The sequence below is a fragment of the Dokdonia pacifica genome (assembly GCF_900188275.1).
Taxonomy (GTDB): Bacteria; Bacteroidota; Bacteroidia; order Flavobacteriales; family Flavobacteriaceae; genus Dokdonia; species Dokdonia pacifica.
Map to the genome: position 1 here is coordinate 58,954 of NZ_FZNY01000001.1, position 21,199 is coordinate 80,152.

The 21,199-nt window shown below is 32.3% G+C and carries 23 protein-coding genes; 13 read left to right on the forward strand and 10 right to left on the reverse strand.

The genetic code is table 11. From position 1 onward, the window contains the following. Positions 1-125 precede the first annotated feature (125 nt). Positions 126-1,076, forward strand: a complete 951-nt coding sequence (locus tag CHB80_RS00245; protein WP_089370728.1) for an NAD-dependent epimerase/dehydratase family protein — start codon at positions 126-128, stop codon at positions 1,074-1,076. Here the strand turns inward: CHB80_RS00245 and CHB80_RS00250 are convergent. Together CHB80_RS00250 and CHB80_RS00255 are read right to left on the reverse strand one after the other, a co-directional pair. Next, positions 1,069-2,325 (reverse strand): sensor histidine kinase, encoded by a 1,257-nt coding sequence (locus tag CHB80_RS00250; protein WP_443091814.1) that lies wholly within the window; start codon positions 2,323-2,325, stop codon positions 1,069-1,071. The genes CHB80_RS00245 and CHB80_RS00250 overlap by 8 nt on opposite strands. Further along, positions 2,326-3,000 (reverse strand): response regulator transcription factor, encoded by a 675-nt coding sequence (locus tag CHB80_RS00255; protein WP_089369433.1) that lies wholly within the window; start codon positions 2,998-3,000, stop codon positions 2,326-2,328. It lies immediately after the preceding gene. 160 nt (positions 3,001-3,160) lie between these two features. Here CHB80_RS00255 and CHB80_RS00260 point away from each other — a divergent pair, with 160 nt between their 5' ends. Next, complete coding sequence (locus CHB80_RS00260; RefSeq protein ID WP_089369434.1) at positions 3,161-3,616, forward strand: PepSY-like domain-containing protein; 456 nt, start codon at positions 3,161-3,163, stop codon at positions 3,614-3,616. A gap of 5 nt (positions 3,617-3,621) precedes the next feature. Here the strand turns inward: CHB80_RS00260 and CHB80_RS00265 are convergent, their stop codons facing one another. The 6 genes from CHB80_RS00265 to CHB80_RS00290 form a co-directional block, all read right to left on the reverse strand. Continuing rightward, the gene (locus tag CHB80_RS00265) at positions 3,622-6,471 is read right to left on the reverse strand and encodes a TonB-dependent receptor (RefSeq protein ID WP_089369435.1); all 2,850 of its coding nucleotides are present in this window, start codon (positions 6,469-6,471) and stop codon (positions 3,622-3,624) included. Positions 6,472-6,720: 249 nt separating this feature from the next. After that, the gene (locus CHB80_RS00270) at positions 6,721-7,134 is read right to left on the reverse strand and encodes a hypothetical protein (RefSeq protein ID WP_089369436.1); all 414 of its coding nucleotides are present in this window, start codon (positions 7,132-7,134) and stop codon (positions 6,721-6,723) included. Then, positions 7,109-7,735: a hypothetical protein gene (locus CHB80_RS00275; RefSeq protein ID WP_089369437.1), complete on the reverse strand. Its 627-nt coding sequence runs from the start codon at positions 7,733-7,735 to the stop codon at positions 7,109-7,111. The genes CHB80_RS00270 and CHB80_RS00275 overlap by 26 nt, the downstream gene beginning before the upstream one ends. A gap of 30 nt (positions 7,736-7,765) precedes the next feature. Further along, positions 7,766-8,365, reverse strand: coding sequence for a hypothetical protein (locus tag CHB80_RS00280; RefSeq protein WP_089369438.1), 600 nt, complete (start codon positions 8,363-8,365; stop codon positions 7,766-7,768). A gap of 32 nt (positions 8,366-8,397) precedes the next feature. Further along, a complete protein-coding gene (locus CHB80_RS00285; RefSeq protein WP_089369439.1) occupies positions 8,398-9,195 on the reverse strand; it encodes a DNA adenine methylase in 798 nt (265 codons plus the stop codon). Between the two features lie 18 nt (positions 9,196-9,213). Next, positions 9,214-9,687: a JAB domain-containing protein gene (locus CHB80_RS00290; protein ID WP_089369440.1), complete on the reverse strand. Its 474-nt coding sequence runs from the start codon at positions 9,685-9,687 to the stop codon at positions 9,214-9,216. Positions 9,688-9,837: 150 nt separating this feature from the next. Here CHB80_RS00290 and CHB80_RS00295 point away from each other — a divergent pair, with 150 nt between their 5' ends. The 7 genes from CHB80_RS00295 to CHB80_RS00320 all read left to right on the forward strand — a co-directional run bounded on the left by CHB80_RS00295 (position 9,838) and on the right by CHB80_RS00320 (position 15,310). Beyond that, entirely contained in the window at positions 9,838-11,046 is a 1,209-nt protein-coding gene (locus CHB80_RS00295) for a type IV secretory system conjugative DNA transfer family protein (protein WP_089369441.1), read from the forward strand. 222 nt (positions 11,047-11,268) lie between these two features. Continuing rightward, positions 11,269-11,445, forward strand: a complete 177-nt coding sequence (locus CHB80_RS24495; RefSeq protein WP_179218049.1) for a hypothetical protein — start codon at positions 11,269-11,271, stop codon at positions 11,443-11,445. 163 nt (positions 11,446-11,608) lie between these two features. Continuing rightward, complete coding sequence (locus tag CHB80_RS00300) at positions 11,609-13,366, forward strand: recombinase family protein (protein WP_089369442.1); 1,758 nt, start codon at positions 11,609-11,611, stop codon at positions 13,364-13,366. A 227-nt stretch (positions 13,367-13,593) separates the two neighbouring features. Next, positions 13,594-13,926 carry a replication protein gene (locus tag CHB80_RS00305; protein ID WP_089369443.1) on the forward strand — a complete coding sequence of 111 codons (333 nt, stop codon included), beginning with the start codon at positions 13,594-13,596 and terminating at the stop codon, positions 13,924-13,926. 275 nt (positions 13,927-14,201) lie between these two features. Next, positions 14,202-14,558, forward strand: coding sequence for a helix-turn-helix domain-containing protein (locus tag CHB80_RS00310; protein WP_089369444.1), 357 nt, complete (start codon positions 14,202-14,204; stop codon positions 14,556-14,558). Positions 14,559-14,571: 13 nt separating this feature from the next. Next, entirely contained in the window at positions 14,572-15,084 is a 513-nt protein-coding gene (locus CHB80_RS00315; RefSeq protein ID WP_143337017.1) for a hypothetical protein, read from the forward strand. Next, positions 15,065-15,310 (forward strand): hypothetical protein, encoded by a 246-nt coding sequence (locus CHB80_RS00320; protein ID WP_089369446.1) that lies wholly within the window; start codon positions 15,065-15,067, stop codon positions 15,308-15,310. Before CHB80_RS00315 ends, CHB80_RS00320 begins: the two co-directional genes overlap by 20 nt. A gap of 20 nt (positions 15,311-15,330) precedes the next feature. Here the strand turns inward: CHB80_RS00320 and CHB80_RS00325 are convergent, their stop codons facing one another. Continuing rightward, positions 15,331-17,358 (reverse strand): WG repeat-containing protein, encoded by a 2,028-nt coding sequence (locus CHB80_RS00325; protein ID WP_089369447.1) that lies wholly within the window; start codon positions 17,356-17,358, stop codon positions 15,331-15,333. Continuing rightward, the gene (locus tag CHB80_RS00330; protein ID WP_089369448.1) at positions 17,355-18,200 is read right to left on the reverse strand and encodes a hypothetical protein; all 846 of its coding nucleotides are present in this window, start codon (positions 18,198-18,200) and stop codon (positions 17,355-17,357) included. Before CHB80_RS00330 ends, CHB80_RS00325 begins: the two co-directional genes overlap by 4 nt. A 379-nt stretch (positions 18,201-18,579) precedes the next feature. Between CHB80_RS00330 and CHB80_RS00335 the strand changes: the two genes are divergently transcribed. The 4 genes from CHB80_RS00335 (at position 18,580) to CHB80_RS00350 (ending at position 21,092) form a co-directional block, all read left to right on the forward strand. After that, positions 18,580-18,816 carry a hypothetical protein gene (locus CHB80_RS00335; RefSeq protein ID WP_089369449.1) on the forward strand — a complete coding sequence of 79 codons (237 nt, stop codon included), beginning with the start codon at positions 18,580-18,582 and terminating at the stop codon, positions 18,814-18,816. A 290-nt stretch (positions 18,817-19,106) separates the two neighbouring features. Then, positions 19,107-19,538, forward strand: coding sequence for a hypothetical protein (locus tag CHB80_RS00340; RefSeq protein WP_089369450.1), 432 nt, complete (start codon positions 19,107-19,109; stop codon positions 19,536-19,538). Positions 19,539-19,600: 62 nt separating this feature from the next. Further along, positions 19,601-20,212 carry a Mov34/MPN/PAD-1 family protein gene (locus tag CHB80_RS00345; RefSeq protein ID WP_179218050.1) on the forward strand — a complete coding sequence of 204 codons (612 nt, stop codon included), beginning with the start codon at positions 19,601-19,603 and terminating at the stop codon, positions 20,210-20,212. Next, positions 20,202-21,092, forward strand: coding sequence for a ThiF family adenylyltransferase (locus CHB80_RS00350; protein WP_089369452.1), 891 nt, complete (start codon positions 20,202-20,204; stop codon positions 21,090-21,092). Before CHB80_RS00345 ends, CHB80_RS00350 begins: the two co-directional genes overlap by 11 nt. The last annotated feature ends 107 nt before the right edge of the window (positions 21,093-21,199 follow it).

Below are 21,199 nucleotides of genomic sequence, written 5' to 3' on the forward strand. Positions count from 1 at the left end.
AACTTACAATAATACATACCAATTCTAAAGAAAATTTTAAGATTTCGGTTATTTTGAAATATAATTATGAAAGCTTTTTTAAGATTAAAAAACCATTTTTCTTTACAAAAAGAATTAATTTTAAAGTGAAAGTTTTAATTACAGGAGTAGCAGGCTTTATAGGATCTCACCTTGCTGAGCGATTAAAGAAAATGGATTTTGAAGTTGTAGGAGTTGATAATTTTAATAGTTATTATTCTCCTATGCTTAAGCGAAAGAATGCAAGTTTACTAGATACTCAAGGAATACAAATTATAGAATGTGATCTAAGAACATCTAATCTTGTGATGTCCCTACCTGTAGATATAGATTATATCTTTCATTGTGCAGCACAGCCTGGAATAGCGAGTACTTGTTCTTTTAAAGATTATATGGAGAACAACATTATAGCCACAGAACATCTTATTGATTTTGCAAGACAATTTACATCATTAAAAATGTTTGTGAATATTGGGACTTCGTCTATTTATGGACGTAATGTCTCATGTGATGAAACTCAAGCTGTTTTACCTATTTCTAATTATGGAGTTACAAAACTTGCTGCTGAGCAACTCGTGCTTGCTTCATCTCGATCACAACAATTCAAAGCCTGTTCATTACGATTGTATTCTGTATATGGTTCTAGAGAACGACCAGATAAACTCTTTACGAAACTAATAGATTGTGGGTTACACAATAAAAAATTTCCGCTTTTTAAAGGGAGTTTAAACCATAAGCGTAGTTTTACTCATGTAAGTGATATTGTTAATGGTATTGTTAGTGTAATTGGAAAAGAAGATCTATGTACTAATCAAATTATTAATTTGGGTATAGATAAAGAGTATACGACTCAAGAAGGAATAGAAATTGTAGAAGATTTATTAAAAACAAAAATTTCATTTCAAGACCTACCAAGTCGAGCAGGTGATCAACAGCGTACTATAGCTATTATAGACAAAGCCCGTTCTATTTTGAAATATAATCCTAGAACAAAATTGAGAGAAGGTGTCTATGAACAAATAGAATGGTTCAAAAATGATATAAAATTTTCTAAATGAAATTTATAGTGAAAATATGTTGCTCATCAATATATTCGTAACTAGGCTTAAATTTATAGTAGGTACATACCTTATTAACAATAGATAGTCCTAATCCTGTAGATTTTTTACTAGCTCCTTCTTTATAAAATCGATTGAAAATCTTTGTTTCATCTTTTATTTTAGCACCCCCATAATTTTTGACTATTAGATGTCTATGATCAACAATTACTTCAATAGGTTTTGAAGTGTCCCCGTATTTTAATGCATTACTTAACAAATTGTTACATAGGACTTCTGCTAAATATGGATCTATATCAATAATTGCATTTTTTGAAGCAAGTAGATTAAATTTTACATTGGTAATCTCAGAAAAATCTTCTATGCGATTTTCTAATAGTTTTTTGAGATCAACCTTTTCTTTATTAGAAAATTGATCGTTATCAATTTTAGCTAAAAGTATGAGACATTTATTCAGTTGTGTTAATCGTTGAATATCATTCTGAATAGATGTTAGCTCCTCGTATTGTTTATTACTTATATTATTTTGATTAATAATATTTTCAATTTTAGCCTGAATGATTGCTAGTGGCGTCTGTGTTTCGTGTGATACATCTTCCGTAAATTGTTTTAGATTATTATAATCTATATACAATTTCTCGGTGAGTGATTGAAGTTCGCGATTTAATTCTTCAAACTCTTCAATATCCGATGACTCTAAATGTAACTGGCCTCTAGACTCTAATGAGAAGTTTTTAAGCCTGTTTAAATTAGTAAAAAAAGGCGCCCACATTTTTTCATTACGAGATTTATTAATGAAAAATAGAATAATAAAAGCTATAGCTAGAATAGATAAGAATGAAACAATAATCGCTGTAAAAATATCTTCAGATTCAATTACCAGAGTACGCGTTTTTATTTCATACAATCCTGATGATGTTTTTACTACAGATGTTAACTCTTTAAACATCTCTACTTCATCTTGTCTAGGATCATAAATAAGAGTGTCTTTTAATACATCTGGATATATTTCAGTTACTCGGGTTATATGAATTATAGGCTCTACTGAGCTTAATGAATTCCCCCTATTAAGACTTTCTTCAATAAAAGCCACTTTAGAATATAGTTCTTCTTCTAATTCATTGTCCAGCAGACTACGTGTGTATATAAATAATGCCAATGCTGTTAAAAGCATCAAAGCTGTACTCATCAGCAAGAAATTCTTAGAAGCCTTACGTAATAATTTATATGTCTTTTTAGGATGATTCACTTAATCTGCAATAAATTTATACCCACTGCCGTAAGCAGTTTTAATGTACTTTGCTCCTTCGTTTTTAAGTTTTTTGCGCAAATTATTTATATGCACATAAATAAAGTCAAAATTATCCATTAAGTCACTATGATCTCCCCAGAGATGTTCTGCTATAATTTCTTTTGATAATACACGTCCCTGATTTGATATGAAAAAGAGTAATAAATCATATTCTTTTCTGGTAAGTGTTATTGCTTTATCATCAACATAAGCAGTTCTAGAGCGTGTATCAATTTTGATTTCGTTGAAGGTAATAGTTTCTTCTCCACCAAATTTCCCACGTCTTAATACTGCTTTTATTCGAGAGTTTAATTCAGCTAGATGAAAGGGCTTTGTTATATAATCATCTGCTCCTAAGTCTAATCCTTCAAGTTTGTCATCAAGAGAGTTGTTTGCTGAAATAATAATAACACCAGTAGTTTTCTTTTCCTTTTTTAAAGTTCGTAGTATATCAAGACCACTACCGGTTGCGAGATTGATGTCTAATAATAGAATATCATAATCATATATAGAAACTTTTTCTAAAGCTTCTATATAGTCAGAAGCAACTTCGCAAATATTACCATCACGCTCCAAATAGACAGCTATGGATCGTTGTAGGGCTATTTCATCTTCGGCAATAAGAATTTTCATAAAATAAAGCAATATACTTATCAAATCTAAGGGAAATTTAAAGAACTTATTTTTGACTCAAAATAACACCTCATTCTTATAATATATTTGCTTTAGATTCACTTAAAGATGTCTTTAGATTTGTTAGCTATTTTTGAAATATTAAAAACAAAACCTAATAATGAAGAAGTCACACATAGCGCAGAAAATATTTGTTGTTTCAGGGCTTCTAGGAGTTTTAGGATGTAATATCAATATTAAAATTCCTACTGAGGTAAAAGATGCTTTTACTTTAAAATTCCCAGAGGCTAAGACAGTATTTTGGGAACAAGAAACTGATGTCGAATGGGAAGCAGAATTTACAATGAATGACATGGAATATTCTGCAAATTTCATGGAAGATGGAACTTGGAAAGAAACTGAACATAAAATAGAATTACAAAGTGTTCCCAAAACTGTTTTAACTTCTTTAATGAAAGCATTTCCAGATTATAAAATTAAAAAAACTGAAATAGCAGAAACATCAGAAGGAAGTAATTTTGAATTTGAAATAGAAAAAGGAGGGATTATAATGGATGTAATGATTAATAATGAAGGGGTGATTTTAAAAAAAGAAATTGCCGATCATGAAGATTAAAACAATCACTTTTTATAAAAATCATATTTCAAACCAAAAGTGAACTTTAAATCATAAAACTCTACTTGATTTGTTCTAGAAGAAACACCTTGATATAAACGTAATGGTTGGTTAGTAATATTATTTAATCCAACATAGAAATTCATGTTTTTATGAATCCTATACGATCCATTAAGATCTAAAAAGAATTGTTTGTCATAAAAAATATCTCTAAAAGCGCTACTACCTATTTCGTCTAGATACGCATCTGAAAAATTAGCAGATAAACGCATACTAAATTTAGGGTTTTTATAGCCAATTGAAGCATTGAATAAATTAGGGGAAGTGTCAGGTATATCAAGATCATTACGTTCTATACCATTTTCATCTCGAATTCCATTTGCAGTAGATGTTAGATAGGTATAGTTGAGGTCAAGACTAAAATTTTTAGCAAACCCAGGAAGAAAATCTAAGGTGCGTTGAAATGCAATTTCAACTCCAAAAAGTGAAGCTCCATTACCATTAAGGGGCTGGAATAATGTAAAACCTGTAGTTCCTTGTCCAAATCTATCATTCTCCGTCTGACTTCTAAAAGTGTAAATAAAATCGTTGATGTTTTTATAAAATATTCCAGTAGAGACAATACCTACAGATTTAAAATAATGCTCTGCCAATAAATCAAAATTCATCGATGTTGTTGCTTGTAAGTCAGGATTACCCACAATAATTTCTTCATCTTCAAAAACGACTTCTCTTGTAGGGACGAGATCAGTATAGTTAGGTCGAGCTATTGTATTTGTCCAAGCAAATCGCAATATAGTTTGTTTAGATAATTCATATTTAAAATGAATTCCAGGAAGTACATTAGAGTAAGATTGTGTCTCAGTAATTTTACTTACATCATTATTTAAGTCTTCTATTTGATTGCCTGATGCTTCAATGTATGTTGTTTCCAATCGAAGACCTGCCAGAATAGTTAATCTATCTGATATGTTTTGTTTCGTTAGTATATACCCTGCAAATACATCTTCATTTACAGTAAAATTTTGTCCAAGAAACTCTTCGGAAACAACCGCCCCATTATCAAGAACTAGACTACCTAATTGATTTTGATCTGGGAAAACACCTGCTTGATATTGACTTCCTACGAGATAATTTGGATCTGAATAATCGCGAGTAGAAACATCTAATAGTGTTGGGAACTCATCGCTTAGGTCAAATGAGAAGAAATTATTCTCTCTAAATTTTGACTTTAATCTAACTTTGGCTCCAAATTTTATAATTCCATTCTCAAAATTAAAAAGATTAACAGGGACTTCTGCATTTGCTATAAAATTAAAATCTTCTTCTGCTGTATCTCCTACCTCTTCTGTAATATCTTCATATAAAAAGTCGCCTAAGTTATTGGTATCAGTAGGATTTACAGGAATAAATAAAGGGAGTCTGGGAATAGAGTTATCATTAAAAATTGTATACTCAGATTTAAATTCTATAATCCTATCATTAGTACTTTCTTCAAAAGCTTTTGAATACGATGTAATCCAATCAAATTTTACGGCTCCTAATAGATGATTTCCACCAATTGTATAGTTTTGAAATCTCTGATCTTCTAATCGAGCATTTTGGCTTCTGCTAGTATTAACGCCTCCTCTAGTTTGACGGCTTACCTCCACAGGAAAACGAGTTAAAGTACCATTTGTTATTGTAAAATCATCAAGCTCAATATCTTCACCACTTAAAACTTCATTCTCAAATACAAATCTATTTTCACGATCATCCCGCCAATTATAAATAGTTTTTAAAAACAGATCATGGTTATTGTTAATTTGATAATCAAAATTAACAGCAAAACTTCTTCTTACTCTTTGTATCAGATGAGTTTGTTGCTCAAGAACATTAGTGTAGGGATTTACGGTTACTTCTTCAAGAATAGTGTTTCCATCTTGATCTATTACACCTGAATTATAGCTAAACTTATCTGTCCACTCGGCTTCTATATTATCTGAACCAAATCTACTGTCATTTATAGAGGCAGATACCATCCAACCAAATTTATTATTCTTTGAACGATCTCCTATTAGAAATGATCCATTCCATATTCCTTCATTTGTTATGAAATTTATTCCTGATCCTAAAGTTGCTGAAACTCTAAAATCTTGAGGTGAAGTCCTTGTTACTAAATTTACAGATCCTCCTAATGCGTCTGCATCCATGTCTGGTGTAAGTGCTTTACTTACTTCAATAGTCTGAATCATATCCGAAGGAATTAAATCCAATTGAATATTTCGATTGTCCCCCTCAGCAGAAGGAATTCTACTTCCATTTAGAGTAACGGAATTTAATTGAGGAGAAAGACCTCTTACGATAATATCACGTGCTTCTCCTTGATCTACTTGAATAGAAATGCCTGGAACCCTTTTTATAGCATCGCCTACATTTGAATCAGGAAACTTTCCTATTTGATCTGTTGAAATGACATTAGTTATATTGATATTATTTTTTTGCTTGTTCAGTGCTCGTGATTGAGCACTATTGGTGTAAGAAGTAATATTTACATTATCTAGTAAAATACTTTCAGATTTTAATAAAATAGAAATAGATGTGGTTTCATTAGATATAACTTCTACTTCTTGCTCTACATCAGAAAAACCAAGATATTCAATCTTTAATTTATAAACTCCCTCAGGAATATTAACTAATGTGAATTTCCCGTCAAAATCCGAAACGGTCCCTTTGTTTACATCAGTTATTCTAACTACTGCTCCTGATATTTGAATTCCATTTACATCTGTAATATTTCCTTGAATGTTTCCTTCTTGTCCATAACAAAGAGATACAATAAATAAGGTGTAGATAATGGGGAGGTATCTTTTCATAACGTATCTAAAAACGATTATATTTTTTTATAAACCAATTTAGAACTCGAAAAATAAAACATTTTAAGTCAATATTCTAATGATAATAAATACAAATACTTTTAAATGACACGTAACTTAAGACAAAAGTTAATTTATTAAATATCATTTTATTACGATTTTAACAGCATCTCAAAATCTACTTATTCTTGTAATATGCTATTAAAAACACCCATCTCAAAAGAAAGGTGTTTAAAAAGTTTTCAATTATTACTCCTGCCAAATTTCTTTAGCTTTATTAAAACCAACCCATTGCATTTCCTTGTCATATCCTCGAGCAGATAAGCTATAACGGATTAGTTTTTCAAGTGGAATGTTATAGGCAATTATGAACCTAAGTAATTCTCCGTTTAACGTTCCAAATGTGCCCTTAAGTTCTTCCCAAAACCAAAGCGGATTACGATCTGCAAATATTTCAGTAATCCGATCATAAGAAAGGGAAGTATAACTAATAGGTAATACTACAAAAGTTTCGTTTTGAATACTTGGATGATCCTTAGGGACTATTCTATAGTCATGACCGACACCTTGAATCACAACATATTCTTTATTGGTTGTACGATTTTCAAAGTTGAGCCATAAGGCATTATCAATTGCTTTACTTTTTAGCCTGTGTCGTATCATCTTTCTTCTTGTTGAGAGTTCCTTTTCTAAGAGCTATGGTTTTAGGTGCTTCTTTTGGGGAAGTATCCTTTTTATCAATAGTAGTATCTTTTACCTCCTGTACTCCATCTTTTGATTCTTCCTTTGTAATAGGAGTTCCATTTAATGAAATGATATCTTCACGAGAAGAAAGACCTTCGCCTGCTTTTTTGCGTAACAATCGTTGAGAATTAAACAGCGGTCTACATTTAATATTAAAAGCAGTATAGTTTACTAACTCTTTAGGATTTTTGTGACTCCCTGCATAGATAGTATACAATTCATCATTGGTAAGCGAATTACCTTTAGCCTCCATAATAATATTTAATGCTCGTGTGGCCACATCATTTAATGAACTTCTAGTTTCAGCAGTATCAAAGCCAAGTGCTTCAATCTTTTTCTTCTGATCTTCATTGGCATACTTTAAAAAAACTTCTGCTTCTTTTCGATAGCCCTTGATACGATCTGCAACATCTGATTTTTCTTGTTTTGCATCTGCTATTTTTTGATCAGCTTGTTTTAAGAGCTCTTGATCAGTTGTGATGTTTTGAATGAGTACATCAACCATGTTTGGTGTTTCCATAATATTCAGTTTTAAAAATTAGTAATTGGATTATTTGATTTTATGAAGTGGATAGACTACAAGGTCTCCTTCGTTATAGTTTTCTTTTTTGATAAGCCGAGTAATTTCAGCTTCAGCTTCTTCTTTAGTGTCGTAAAACACTTTCGGTGGAGATTCTAGAATATATTTATCCTCTTCTTTTACCGAAGAAGAATAAATACCATAGACCTGAATCGTAAATCCTGCTTTGTAGAGTAATGAGATGTAGTTATTCTTGTCATAGTTATCCCACTCGGAAGTAGGTTTCATATACAAGTAATGCATCTGATTATTGGTTCTGGCAAACAGGATATCGACTTCCTCGTCTGAAAAAGTGATGGATTGAGAAAGCTGTACTTGCCACTTATGAATTATGTATAACAGGATGTTGTAATCAGTCACTAAAGCAGAGTACAACTTATCTTCATCAAAACTTTCTAATTCTCTTCTATGATATTTCTCTGGCGATAGCCAAAGAATAATATCAATACACTCATCTCTAGTTAGAAATTGTTTTACTTCTTTAGAGAGTGGCAGTGCATCGGTATAACGTAAATGTGCTTCTAGTACTTCAAAGAAGTACAGAAACAAGCGTTGTTGTTTAAGTGTCATATTCAGTTGTGTTTAAAAATTAGTATTTAATTTTAGATAGGGTAGTTCGCAACAAGCAATTCTGTTTTTTTAGCAGTTCGAGAGATACCACGTTTTCCTTTTACAGCAGTTTTTGTCTTATGAAATTCTTGTACTTGCCAACCGTATTTTTTGATGTAGGTATAAAGGGTAGTATTAGGAAAGGAACTGAGTAAAAAATTACCTTTCATCTTAGCAAGTATTTCTAATAGATTTATATAATCTGCCTCACTATATGATCCATACATACCGCAGTTCGTTCCGATGTATGGGGGATCGCAGTATGCAAATACATCTGTGAGATTTTTTTTAGAATCTAAAAGTTTCACAGCATCCATATTCTCTAATTGTGCATTATCAAGTTTTGCAAGTACCTCTTTGTTGTACTTCATCTTTCGATTTTTAAAAGCTGTAAAAGACTTTCCATAATTATCTACTGCCCAGGAGCCAAAGTTTGAATTGAAACCCTGTGTTACGCCGATATAGAATGCGTATGCCAGTTCTATTTTTGAATAGAATTGTGGATTTTCTTTGATATACCATGCATATTTGTAGATACCTCGTGAAAAAGGAGTAGCTTCAATCCGTTTTTTCAGCTCATCAAAATTCAGTTTGGTTTGCTGATAGAAATTAGCTGCCATATTCCATCTATCATTGATAATATTTGAACTAGCAAGCTCCTTATTCCAGAATATAATTCCAGACCCAAAAAAGGGTTCAAGGTAGATCGTATGTGATGGGATAAGAGGAAGGATATGTTTACACATCCTATTTTTAGATCCGTAATACGGGATCACTGAAGTAATGGGCATAAGGATTTTTAAGGAAAGCTATAGCCAGCCTTCATCAGCGAAAGAAGTATAGCTTTCAGAGGTTAGGATAATATGATCGAGTAATTTAATATCAAGAAGAGAAAGTATTTTCTTAATACGATAGGTGATTTTTCTATCAGAAGCAGAAGCACATAATTTTCCCGAAGGATGATTATGAGCAATGATGACTCCTGAAGTATTAGTAAGTAATGCTAGTTGTACAATTTCTTTTGTATTTACAAGCGTGCCTGTTGTACCACCAATAGATATTTCACTAATAGCGATTACTTGATTAGCATTGGTAAGTAATATGACCCAAAAGAATTCTTTATAGTCCAAACGATCTGCATCAGCAAAATCACGGAAGATATTTTGAGCAGACTGGCTACTTCGTATCTTTTTTGTTTCGTCATAGAGCAGACGTTTGTAATGGATATGTACTTCTTGGCATAGAGAGATATCCAAAGGATGGAGTTCTTTTGTTGGTTTCATAGTGTATTTAATTAAAGTTCATTTGTCGGCAGTATGACATGGCATCCTTCTAAAAATTAGAACCCATATTTTAACCAGAAGGAAAACGAGAATAAAAAAGGAAAAAACTGGCTTCTAGCAGACACTTCGAGTGCGAGTAATACTGTTACTATGCCAAACTACTTAAACCCTGATATTTCATATTTTGCTAAGACTGATTTTCGTGAAGATCGCCGCACCTTTGGCATCTACTATTCTGACCTTCTTGCTGGAGGCATGCTTGTTATAGGAGCCACAGGAAATGGGAAGAGTAATTTAATAAAGGTATTAGCATACAATGATATTTTGCATTATGGAACATATAACCGAGGAGGATTTTGTCTTATCGATGCCCATAACGATCTTGTAAATGAAGTGTATGATTTAATTCCAGAACATCTCAAAAAAGAGGTAATCTATCTTTCTCCTACTGATCCAAATTGTTCTTGGGGATACAACCCTTTACGTAAAGTACGTGATCCTAATACCAGAGCTTTAATTGCATCATCCATCTTAGAGACTTTTCGTAAGGTATGGGGAGAGCAGTCATGGGGAATTCGTCTCGAATTTATTCTGCGTCAGTCATTGTTACTGTTATTACAAGTGCCTTGGAAGGTGACCTTTGATGACATTCCACGCCTATTACTTAATGAAGAGTATCGTAATAAATGCATTCCACACACTACCAATCAACATATTAGTCGTTTCTTTGAAAAGGAATTTCCTCGATACTCTAAAGGAGATATTTTGCCAGTACTTAATAAAATAACGTCGCTACTATCTATCCCATACTTACGAAAAGTTCTAGTTGAAAACCCTCAACAACTTTCTATGACACAGATTATGCAAAACAAGCAAATCTTTCTGGTCAACTTATCAAAATCTAAAATTGGAACCGATGGTGTTACCTTGCTCGGTAGTTTTTTAATTTCTGCTATGGTATCGGCAGGATTTAGTCGTCTAGATCTTCCCCCACAAAAACGACAACCTTTTATGCTTTACCTTGATGAAGCAGGACTGTATACAACCAAATCTATCGTAAATGCAGTATCAGAACTCCGAAAAAGTAAATTTAATATCGTATTTGGACTACAATATTTAGATCAATTGCACAAAGATATTCGTTCGGCAATCCTCTCCAACGTTGGTTCAATAATCTGCTTCCGACTTGGTGAAGACGCAAAACAAATGGAAAAAATATTTACACCTATTTTTAGTTCAAGTGATTTTCTCAATTTAGAACGCTATCATATTTACATAAGATTACTCATTAACGGTAGGATTACACCTAAAGGCTTTTCAGCAAAAACTATTACAATACAGGATTTTCCTTCTGGTTAAAATGTCAGTTCTAGTCAGACTCATTATGAAAAGTATGGTGAGTATATATGAACACATTACAACACGTACAAAGAAAAATCACTTCATTTTTCAGACGAATAATTAATTATCGAGGCATTTACATTCATTGGCTGAGTGAAGATCAGGTAGAAGATATTACTGAATGCGTAATATCTAAGGAATTTGAAAAGAGCAATTCATCTACTGATATTGAATATTAGTATGAACCTTTCACGGCAAGCCTTAAGCGAATTACGCGAAGTTCTTAAATCGCAAATGATTCCAAAATATTATGAGCAACTAACAGATCAAGATGTAAAAGAGATAGGAGAATTTGTGATGACCGTCATGGTTGCCTCATTAAAGATCAAACGATCGCTTTTTGGAGGTGATCAATAACATTTATAAGATAGAATGGATATGATATACTTAAAGAGCGAAACTAAGTAAATACCTAGGTAAACATCATTTGTTTGCCTATAAAAATGGACTCCTGATACTTAGTTTCGCGATTGAGTAAAAAAAATCAGGGGTCCATTTTTGTATAACTACTAAAATAACCATGTATATATCAACCGAAGAAAAACTCAAAGGAGCGTCTGCCGATATCTATCGTCGAAAATCTCAAGAAGATAAGAGTCGTCAAATACTCTCCTTGGAAACGCAGAATGATATTTGTGATGAAATAGCAAAGTACTGGAATGTTACTATCGGAGAAAACTATTCTGAAAGTAAATCAGCAAAAACATTCGGACAGCGCCCTCAATTTGAAGCAATGATGCAACGTATTGAGAATGGTACAACCGAAGTTATTGTATGCTGGAAAATAGATCGCCTCGTTAGGAATATGCGTGAAGGTGGATGGGTAATTGACCTTTTACAATACGGTAAACTCAAAGCCATTGTTACCAAAGACAAGGTATATCTTCCAGAAGATAACACCATTATTACAGCAATTGAAATGGCAAGTGCTACTGAATATAGTCGAGAACTTGGAAAAAAGGTTCAAGATGGTAATACTAAAAAAGTAAAAAAAGGGATACCAAATGCTTTTGCCATAATGGGATATCTGAACAACAAACATAAATTGCAAGGAGAACGTGATTGGCGTGATGATCCAGAAAGATGGAAATTTATGCAACAAGCTCTAAGAAAAATACTTGATGATAAGATAAGTCCATCACAGGCTTACAAATGGCTGAAAGAAGAAGTGAAGTTAAAAATGCCTATAAGAAAAATATCTGGTGGGAAACTCATCGCTAAATCATCATTCTATCGATTTTTAAGACGTCCAGAAGTAGCAGGATTCTTCTATTACAAGGGAGACAAAATTTATATTAATGATTGCATAACTCCTATGATCACAGAAGATGAATATTGGAGAATACAAAAACGTCTTGGTGAGAAAGGGAATAGTAAAGTAACAAAAAATATTTCTACATATTCTAATTTTATAAAATCACCTGAAGGATATTTTTGTACCCCTGATCTTGTAGAACGTGTTACTTGTGATTGTAAAAAAAGATTCTCTATAAGGCATAAAACTAAATGCTATCATTGTGGGTTAGATATAATAGAAATGAAAAATCCAAAATTCTATACTCGTCGATATTATTACAATTCATATCTCAAAAGAAATAAAATCAAAACAAAAGGAGTTCCGGAAAATGATTTAGACATTATTGTCTTAAAAATAGCAGACCATATTGAAATGGATTCCAAACTTGCACAATGGTCGCAGCAATTCATTAATGATATTGCTGATCAAGAACTTAATAGTTGGCAAGAAAAATCACAACGAGATAAATATATAATTGATAGGTTTACGAAAAAAAAGAGTCGTATTAAAGAAGCCTTTATTGATGGTATCTTTAGCAAAGAAGAATATCAGCAAGAAATTCAGAAAATAGATGCAGAAATTGCACTTAATTCACGATCTACAAAATATTCCAATGACTGGAAAGACTTCTTATGCTCACTTATTCATTTTGGTTCTGAACTTAAAATGGTCTGGAAAACTAATGATGTAACTCATAAAAGAAATGCTTTAAAGACACTTCGATCGAACTTTATATGGGATGAGAAAAACCTTAGTTTTTATGGTCCCAAATGGCTAAATTACCTTATTAATGGACTAAATAGTTTCAAGTCTAAAGGTAACCAGTTCGAACCAAAAAATCACCTTGTAAATAAAGGTGATTTCGGTAAATTTCAGGATGTGTGTCCCAATTTGCGCACCATGTGGCAAAGTATTCGAACCACTTACCTCCAAGAAAAAGATTCAGAAAACCCAGAACTTGTTAAAATTATTCTTCCGTAATTCTTTAAAATTAAGCTATTTCCTCACTCTCCCTTATCCACTCTATACCAACATCGTCAACATTTTCCAAAAACACTACAAACCACTATTTTAATCACAGATTAAACAAATAAACGTTATAACTAACAAACCTATCCTTTGACTTATGGATAGGTTTTTAGCTTGTCACAGAGGTTAAAATAGGGCTTCTAGCCTCTCTGTGACTTGTTACCTATGCTAGTCAATATATGGCATATCAATATAAAACGAGTGTACCCAATATCGTGTTTGAAAAGCATCTAGACATACAAGGGTCAATGCTCAAAGTTTTACTTGTTATCATACGTCAGACCTATGGATACTATGATCCTAAAACAAGGAAGCACAAGGAGTGGGATTGGATAGCAATTTCCGTCTTTTGTAAAAAGACGAAACTAAAGAGAAGGACAATAGGTATCGCAATCCAACGACTTATAGATGCACAATTAATACTCGTTAAAAATGAACACGGGAAATTTGCACATACACCTATGGATCGGAAATTTTCTAACAAACTCTACTTCAAAGTAACTTTGAAGTAGTTTTTTTACTGCTCATTAAAATCTATAATCATCTTTTACCATACCAGCGAAGTAATGTCGCTCTACAATAATTATATATAACCTTGTAGAGCGACATTACTTCGCTGCTTACTCTGTATCACTACAAAATCTGATACTTATCCCCAAAATATCCAAGACACCACGAAAAAATTTTAACCTCAAGGAAAAATCCCTGTTCTAATTTTTTAAATCAATGCGAGGTATTCTATTTCCAGACGTTGGTGACCTAACGACCAGTGTTCTTCAATTAAATTATGAAAAAAATAAAAACCTATAGCTATTTAAAAAAATATCGAGAAGAATCAGGATTCTCATCACAGGATATATCTGCGGTGATTGGCATCTCTGGTTCTGCTTTATCTAAAATTGAACAAGGACTTATTCAGCCTTCCATTGAAGTCATTCTGAGCTATCATTATATTCTTGATGTTCCAATACCAAGCTTGTTTAAACAACATATTAAAGAGTCACTAACACAAAATCTTAAGCACGCTAAGGAACGTAGAGAATATCTTCTAGATCAAAAAGCATCTCCCTTTATTTACAAACGATTAGACATGATCGATATCATTATCAACCGCTTAACTACTTTGATAGAAGACCATGTCTAAAAACACTATTATTATGGCAATCTATCCTAATTCCAGAGGATTAGGATTTGTCTTATGCGGAGATACCCCAAATGATATTATCAGCCGAGGCGTTGGAAGTCTTTCAATTCTTTCTCCTTATGGATATGTGTCACGTCTTCGCAAAATGATTGCACGTTACCGCCCAAGCGTCGTGGTCTTAAAAGATTACTATGACGCTGGAGTCGTGGTCAGCCCACGAGTTCGCAAAATTATTGAAGCTATGGAAAAAGAAGCGTATAGCAATGAACTTATGGTCTATCGTTATTCCCGCAAACATATCCGTAAGGTCTTTGAACCTTATACGGACAATACAAACAAATATGGTATTTCTCTAGTACTGTCGTTATGGTATCCAGATTTAAAACGGTTTTTAGCACCACCCCGCACCTTAACAACCCCTGAATCATATAGAACAGTAGTCTTTGACGCATACTCCTTATTATACTGCTACTTCACTTTGAGCCACCTTAACCAAAAACAAAACAATGAAAACACGAATAATTAATGATTTACGCAATTTTTATCTCAAACATCGAGAGACCATTCATATCCTTCTTGTAGAGCAAAAAATGCGGGAGGTCTGTGATGCATATTACATGGATGAATTAACAGCACGAGAGGTCTCTCAAGCACTTAATATTACTATTCATGAAGTTAATGGGAGGTTGCTATCCGCTTGTTCAATTATGATTAGGTATAAAGGGGAGATAGTAGAAGGAGGAGTAAGGTAAAACATCTATATTTACGACTTTTAGTCTTCTTCAATTAAAGGAAAATATTCCCGGATTAATTGTCTATAATCGACACAATCACCTTGAATACAATTCCAATTCATATCATTTATTCGATATGAATTCTCAAAATAATCCAGTACATAAAAGTAGTTTTCGTCTTCTTGATAAATAATCTCCTTAAAAAGAGGAGGGATAACAATTTGTCCATTATAGGTCATCACTCCATAACCAGTCTTTAAATTGTAACTTGTAATATTTTCAAAATTATTATTACCTTCTAAATCACCAGCATTAATTCCCTCTGATTCATTCAAACTTTCTTGAGATTCATTATAAGGCTCTACAGGTATATGATTTTCATTTTCAGACACAACACTTAATGTTTTACCAAAAAGGATTAATTTCCTTTTGGGAAACACCCCATTTATTTTTTGACACAACGGACCAATACTTTTATTTTCTATTATATTAAATACTCGTAAATTATTCTTGTTAGAGTCTAATAAATTTGAATGTGTTGAATAACTCATTTTAAGCTTAGTAAAAGCTTTATTATCTATGATAATAGAATTATACATATTGTAATGTTCACTTAGTGAATATCCTAGAATCGAATGGCTATAAGAATCTGATATTTTTTTAGGGAATTCAGCAATTTTAAAATAACTGTCTATATTCTCGACGTCCTTTAGAATAGAGATTTCTTTAGAAATAAGATCTTTTAGCAAGAGATATTCATTTCCTTTGATATTAATAATGAAAAGCATTTCTGTGTTATTAGGCAATAGCATAATTTGCTCAAACCAATAAGTTAGTTTGCCTTTAAGTTTAAATGTCTTCTTTACTTTTTTTAAATCTTTAAAAGATAAAAGAATCCTATCACCTTGATTATCTAGATAAAAAGTACGATTATAGTCATAATATGTTCCCCAATCAATAGGAGGAGAAGGTACTTCAGGGTCTCTTTCCAAGGAATCTACAGGTTTTTTTGAAATTGAACTATTAGCTCCGAATACTAATCTTTTTTTTAACTCTGGAATACCCTTAAAAATATTTTTATGATCGTATGAGACTATTTTATCGAACTTTTCAGAAATTATATTCCCTCGTTCATCAATAAAATAACTGTCTTTACTAGAAGGCTCTTCCATTCCATGCTTTATAAATAATCCATTTTCTAGGATTTCTATAAAAGTGGTATTAGCAGTACTAAAAGACAATAATTCATTTCCTTTTCTATCAATAACATGATAAGACATATTATTTCTAACTATTGCATATCCATTAGTAAAATCAGTTGCATCGTCATACTTAAAAGGGATATCGCTATATTCATCTGTCTTACTTTGATATCCATATTTATTGAACTGTTTAACTAATTTAAAACCTTCTTTTTCTTCACCTTTAAAAAAATAATTAGGATCATTTCCAATTTTTTCTATGTCAAAAAGATAAATTTCTTGACCATTAGTATCTGTTCTAATAACAGCTTCATCTTTATAATCCTGATGCACACATTTTGTGAAATTAACTATGTTCTGATAGATAATTAATAAATTTAAAATTTCTCGTTTTTTTTCATTTGGCTTTTGAGTTGTTTTCAATATCATTGCTATTTCATTAAGCTGCGCCTTTATTTCCAGAACATTTTCAGACAACTCTCGTATTGAAGGTACTATTTTTTCATTCAATACAACTTCTAGTTCTTCTCGAAATACTTTTCTTATTTCAGAGATTTGAAATTGTGGAGCTATATATACATCTCCTGATATTTTCACATAACCACCGTCCTTATTATTAAGGATTATTTCCCCTGCTTTATTTATATTATTTACAGTATCAACCTTCCCATTGAATCTGTTTATTAAGTTTAACGGTAAACTACAGTTATCATCTATATCAGTATTTATAAAATCATCAATTTCAGCTTCAATTGGAATACTTTTATTCCAATTATTTCCATCAATTTGGGAATATGTACAATATGGAATGCAAGCTATTAGCAAGAAAATTATAAGATATAATTTGCAATCAGAAAGTTTCATAATTCAACTTTTTCTTTTTCTTCTATAAAGTTTACTTTCTCAACATCGCCATAAAATTCATTCTTTATTCCGTTATTTTCAATATTGGATGAATTAGTAGAATTATTACTAAACTTATTTTTTGCTAATAAAAATAATAGTAGAAGCAGAAGTAGTACTAAATAACTTTTAGGATCTTTAGGTAAAATAATAAACTGTTGTATTCTTTCACGTAATTTTTTAGGCTTTGCCTCATCATCTATACCTAAAGTATATATTTGGCTTATAAATTTCTGTATTTCTACTTGATTATTAGGAGCAGGATATACAGATAAAGAAGACTTCCAATTCACATCAATTTCATAAGCCCAATCTTTAGGGTATGTTAGAGAATAATTCTTATTATTACGAAGTTGTTTGTCTTCTTGATTTTTTCTCTGAATAATATGATGCTTAATAAGCGTATTTATTGAGTGAAAATAACTTGTCCCTTCATTAATTTCTATAAGATGAAATAACTGATGTAGCTTATTGTTAATTATTTGCGAATCACTAAATTTTTCGAAGATGTAACAGATAATTGCTCCAAGTACTTTATGAGTTAAGTGTTTTTCTTCGAAATTTCTGCCGAATGTTTTTACATTTTTAGCAACAACAATCTCATTAAATTGTTTTGCATTTTCAAATCTTTCTCCTGAATTAGCTACTAATTTCCATCTAGATTTATCATTTTCTAATCCCAATATTATAGACAATACTTCCTCTAAACTTTTGGATGGCAACTTTCCATTAATATTCTTTTTCAAAGACATTTTTGCCCCCTTTGAGCTTTGCTTAACTGCCTGATTATCTTTCATGTCCATAAATGTAGTAAAAAGTTTTAATGTCTATATAAATGTTCAAAAAAAATATCATAATGTCCACCTTAATGTCTTCTTACTAAATATTGATAATCAACACTTAAAATTATATTAGACGAAAGCATTTTTATTATCATATTTCATTTTCTAGAGATGATTTTGATATTAAAAATCTTAATCAAAATAAAGGTTGTCACGCCAGTAAAAAAACCACTGGCAAGCCAGTGGCACCTCTTACATCAACAGAAAAAAGAGGCTATCCTAAAAGTAAGTAATGTCGAAGTTATTACTGATAGGACTAATAATTAATACTACATGAATTATTAGGTATTACAACTAATACTCGTGCTTCATTTTTCTGACATTAAAAACTTGATATGTCATGAAAAAAAACATTTTACATCACAAACTCACAAGCTATCTTATCAATAGTCGTCTTTGTATTTCTACTCATTTAGGAGAACAAGTTCATACGTATATATATGTCCCAACGGGTAAGACTTTGACCATCCCTGTTCAAGAAAGCTATTCAAAAAACTTTTTAGAAACACTCATTACCAACAGCAAAGCGATTGATATACCATTTCACTTATTCTGGCTGTATATAGCTGTGCTGTAATAGTTGTTACACATATTGTAGCAACTTGTGAAGTCGAAAATAATGGTTTACTCACTTTAACCACAAAAGGAGACACGGATTGTTTAATTAAAATCTTTTAAGATGAAAAATTCAAATACCAAAGGTGGTGGGTACATCGACCCTGGCACCTTGCACACGAACTAAAATATTGATTTTGAATATTTTAATATTAAAGACGAATAATAGTACTCTTTAAACGATGACCCTAAAAGTGGGTAGAGTTTATCTGCCCACTTCTTTCAAAAAACAATTAAATAAAATAACAAACTATGAATTTTTGGGAACTTATTAACTCTTTAATTTCTGGTGAAAATCAATCAGAAATTACGCGAAGACAATCACAAATACATCATCGCTCGGCTAGCCCCATCTCACCAGATCCTAATATATATACTTATAGACCGAAGGATGGGAGTACAAATTATTTTCAATTTTCATATCACAAAATTGGAGAGGAAAAATATGAAATTGACATTCATCTTCTTCCTGATTTCAAAGGAAGAAGTAAAGATATTCATACTATCCATGTGTTAGATAGTCCTCGTCAGGCGAGATATAAGGTGTGCTTAAAAGCTGGGCATGAGCCAAAGTCATTTCAGGACGCGCAAGAGTTATCAAAAATGTATGCGGAACTCATTAACATTTATATAAAAACAAACGTTACACCTGATCAGCAAATAGCACAACAATCAAACAATTAAATATATACACTATGAAAAAAGTAAAAATTATTACACGCGCCTACCATCATCTACTCCAGACATTGGCGAGCAAAACAGCAGAAGCAGGAGGGGTCTTATTTGGCAGTCCAGATGACTTCGTTGTACAAGCATTTGTATACGACGAACAAGCTGTTGTAACAGCCTCAACATATACGCTAAATGCGCCTTTTCTAAATAAGAAAATTGATGAAATGCGCCAAGAAGGACTTGATCTAGTGGGAATAGTACATAGCCATCCAATTGGAATAAGAAATCTCTCAAATCCAGATATCACATATTTTAAGAGCCAGCTTCAGAATAATTTCCCAGACTTGGACTATTTTATTGTTCCGATCATACAATCTGCGGTTGATGGCGAATATGATTTTATCCCCTATATCATCTACAAAGATGGTCGTGTGGAGCAAGCAGAATTAGAACTGCTTCCAAATGATTATAAGTCATACATACAACGCCCACCAGAATTGCTCCCACCAATCCCTATGGAAGCAGAATATGTAGGAGGCAATACAAGGCAATTCACCTTTAAAAACTACTATCTCATATTATGGAGTACGCTCTTAACAGGAGGTCTTGTCTTTACACTCTGCACTCTCTGGCTTATCTATCAATATATGTTTCACCAATATAAACTCAGCCATTATGGATTTTAGTAGAATTGAACATGCATTTGATATCTCCATATTACAAAATAGCCATATTGTTATTGTTGGTATTGGAGGCTCTTATAATCTCATTATCAATATTATACGATCTGGAGTAGGTAAGATAACTACCCTTGATTTTGATGTTGTAGAACAAAAAAATATCCCACGTCAGGGATACGATCAATCTGATGTAGGAAAATATAAGGTGGATGCACTCGCATCTAAAGTAAAGGCTATCAATCCAAATATCATCTACGAAGGTATTACGCAAAATTTCCTTTCAATGCCCTCAGATGAGTTAGATCGGATTTTTGGATCAGCAGACATATTGTTATTTTTAACAGACAGTTTTGAGGCACAGAGCTTTGGCAATATCATTGCACTTGACTATAACAAACCTGCCCTATGGGGTGGATGGTATGCGCATAGTCGTACAGCGGAAATTGTCTACCAAGTACCACAATTCACACCAAGTTGTTTTAGGTGCGCCGTCTCACCACGATACAAGGCTAATGAAAAAGAGGAAGTACAGATTTCTTCTAACGCAAACACTATATTCCATTCAGAACTATTGGATTCTATGATAGGGATGCTGGTAATGGCGATATTACATCGAAATTATGAAGGAGATGATAAAGAATCTGCACTCTTGTTCCGATCCTTATGTGATGACGATAGAGTGATACGTCATACCCTCTTACAGTTTAAAGTGAATCCTCGAGGAGGTAATCCATTATTCGATGATGCCTATGGACATCTTGGTAAAACAGCACAACTCTTCACTCCAATTTGGCAAAAAATAGAACCAGAGCTTGTACCAGAATATGAGGAAGATTGTCCTGATTGTCGTGGTATGCTCAATGCCCAAATAACCACTCATCTTTAAAATTAAAATAATGGATTTTTGGAAACTTCTCTTTAGGCTCAGTAAAAAATTAGCAACAACCCTCTTTCATCTTTTTCTATTAGGACTCTTTACCTGTTTTAAAATTA

What these genes read in the sequence shown, in the direction of transcription:
- CHB80_RS00255 (WP_089369433.1), bottom strand. Translation starts at nt 3,000, where the DNA reads ATGAAAATTCTTATTGCCGAAGATGAAATAGCCCTACAACGATCCATA.
- CHB80_RS00260 (WP_089369434.1), top strand. Translation starts at nt 3,161, where the DNA reads ATGAAGAAGTCACACATAGCGCAGAAAATATTTGTTGTTTCAGGGCTT.
- CHB80_RS00265 (WP_089369435.1), bottom strand. Translation starts at nt 6,471, where the DNA reads ATGAAAAGATACCTCCCCATTATCTACACCTTATTTATTGTATCTCTT.
- CHB80_RS00270 (WP_089369436.1), bottom strand. Translation starts at nt 7,134, where the DNA reads ATGATACGACACAGGCTAAAAAGTAAAGCAATTGATAATGCCTTATGG.
- CHB80_RS00275 (WP_089369437.1), bottom strand. Translation starts at nt 7,735, where the DNA reads ATGGAAACACCAAACATGGTTGATGTACTCATTCAAAACATCACAACT.
- CHB80_RS00280 (WP_089369438.1), bottom strand. Translation starts at nt 8,365, where the DNA reads ATGACACTTAAACAACAACGCTTGTTTCTGTACTTCTTTGAAGTACTA.
- CHB80_RS00285 (WP_089369439.1), bottom strand. Translation starts at nt 9,195, where the DNA reads ATGCCCATTACTTCAGTGATCCCGTATTACGGATCTAAAAATAGGATG.
- CHB80_RS00290 (WP_089369440.1), bottom strand. Translation starts at nt 9,687, where the DNA reads ATGAAACCAACAAAAGAACTCCATCCTTTGGATATCTCTCTATGCCAA.
- CHB80_RS00295 (WP_089369441.1), top strand. Translation starts at nt 9,838, where the DNA reads ATGCCAAACTACTTAAACCCTGATATTTCATATTTTGCTAAGACTGAT.
- CHB80_RS24495 (WP_179218049.1), top strand. Translation starts at nt 11,269, where the DNA reads ATGAACCTTTCACGGCAAGCCTTAAGCGAATTACGCGAAGTTCTTAAA.
- CHB80_RS00300 (WP_089369442.1), top strand. Translation starts at nt 11,609, where the DNA reads ATGTATATATCAACCGAAGAAAAACTCAAAGGAGCGTCTGCCGATATC.
- CHB80_RS00305 (WP_089369443.1), top strand. Translation starts at nt 13,594, where the DNA reads ATGGCATATCAATATAAAACGAGTGTACCCAATATCGTGTTTGAAAAG.
- CHB80_RS00310 (WP_089369444.1), top strand. Translation starts at nt 14,202, where the DNA reads ATGAAAAAAATAAAAACCTATAGCTATTTAAAAAAATATCGAGAAGAA.
- CHB80_RS00315 (WP_143337017.1), top strand. Translation starts at nt 14,572, where the DNA reads ATGGCAATCTATCCTAATTCCAGAGGATTAGGATTTGTCTTATGCGGA.
- CHB80_RS00320 (WP_089369446.1), top strand. Translation starts at nt 15,065, where the DNA reads ATGAAAACACGAATAATTAATGATTTACGCAATTTTTATCTCAAACAT.
- CHB80_RS00325 (WP_089369447.1), bottom strand. Translation starts at nt 17,358, where the DNA reads ATGAAACTTTCTGATTGCAAATTATATCTTATAATTTTCTTGCTAATA.
- CHB80_RS00330 (WP_089369448.1), bottom strand. Translation starts at nt 18,200, where the DNA reads ATGGACATGAAAGATAATCAGGCAGTTAAGCAAAGCTCAAAGGGGGCA.
- CHB80_RS00335 (WP_089369449.1), top strand. Translation starts at nt 18,580, where the DNA reads ATGAAAAAAAACATTTTACATCACAAACTCACAAGCTATCTTATCAAT.
- CHB80_RS00340 (WP_089369450.1), top strand. Translation starts at nt 19,107, where the DNA reads ATGAATTTTTGGGAACTTATTAACTCTTTAATTTCTGGTGAAAATCAA.
- CHB80_RS00350 (WP_089369452.1), top strand. Translation starts at nt 20,202, where the DNA reads ATGGATTTTAGTAGAATTGAACATGCATTTGATATCTCCATATTACAA.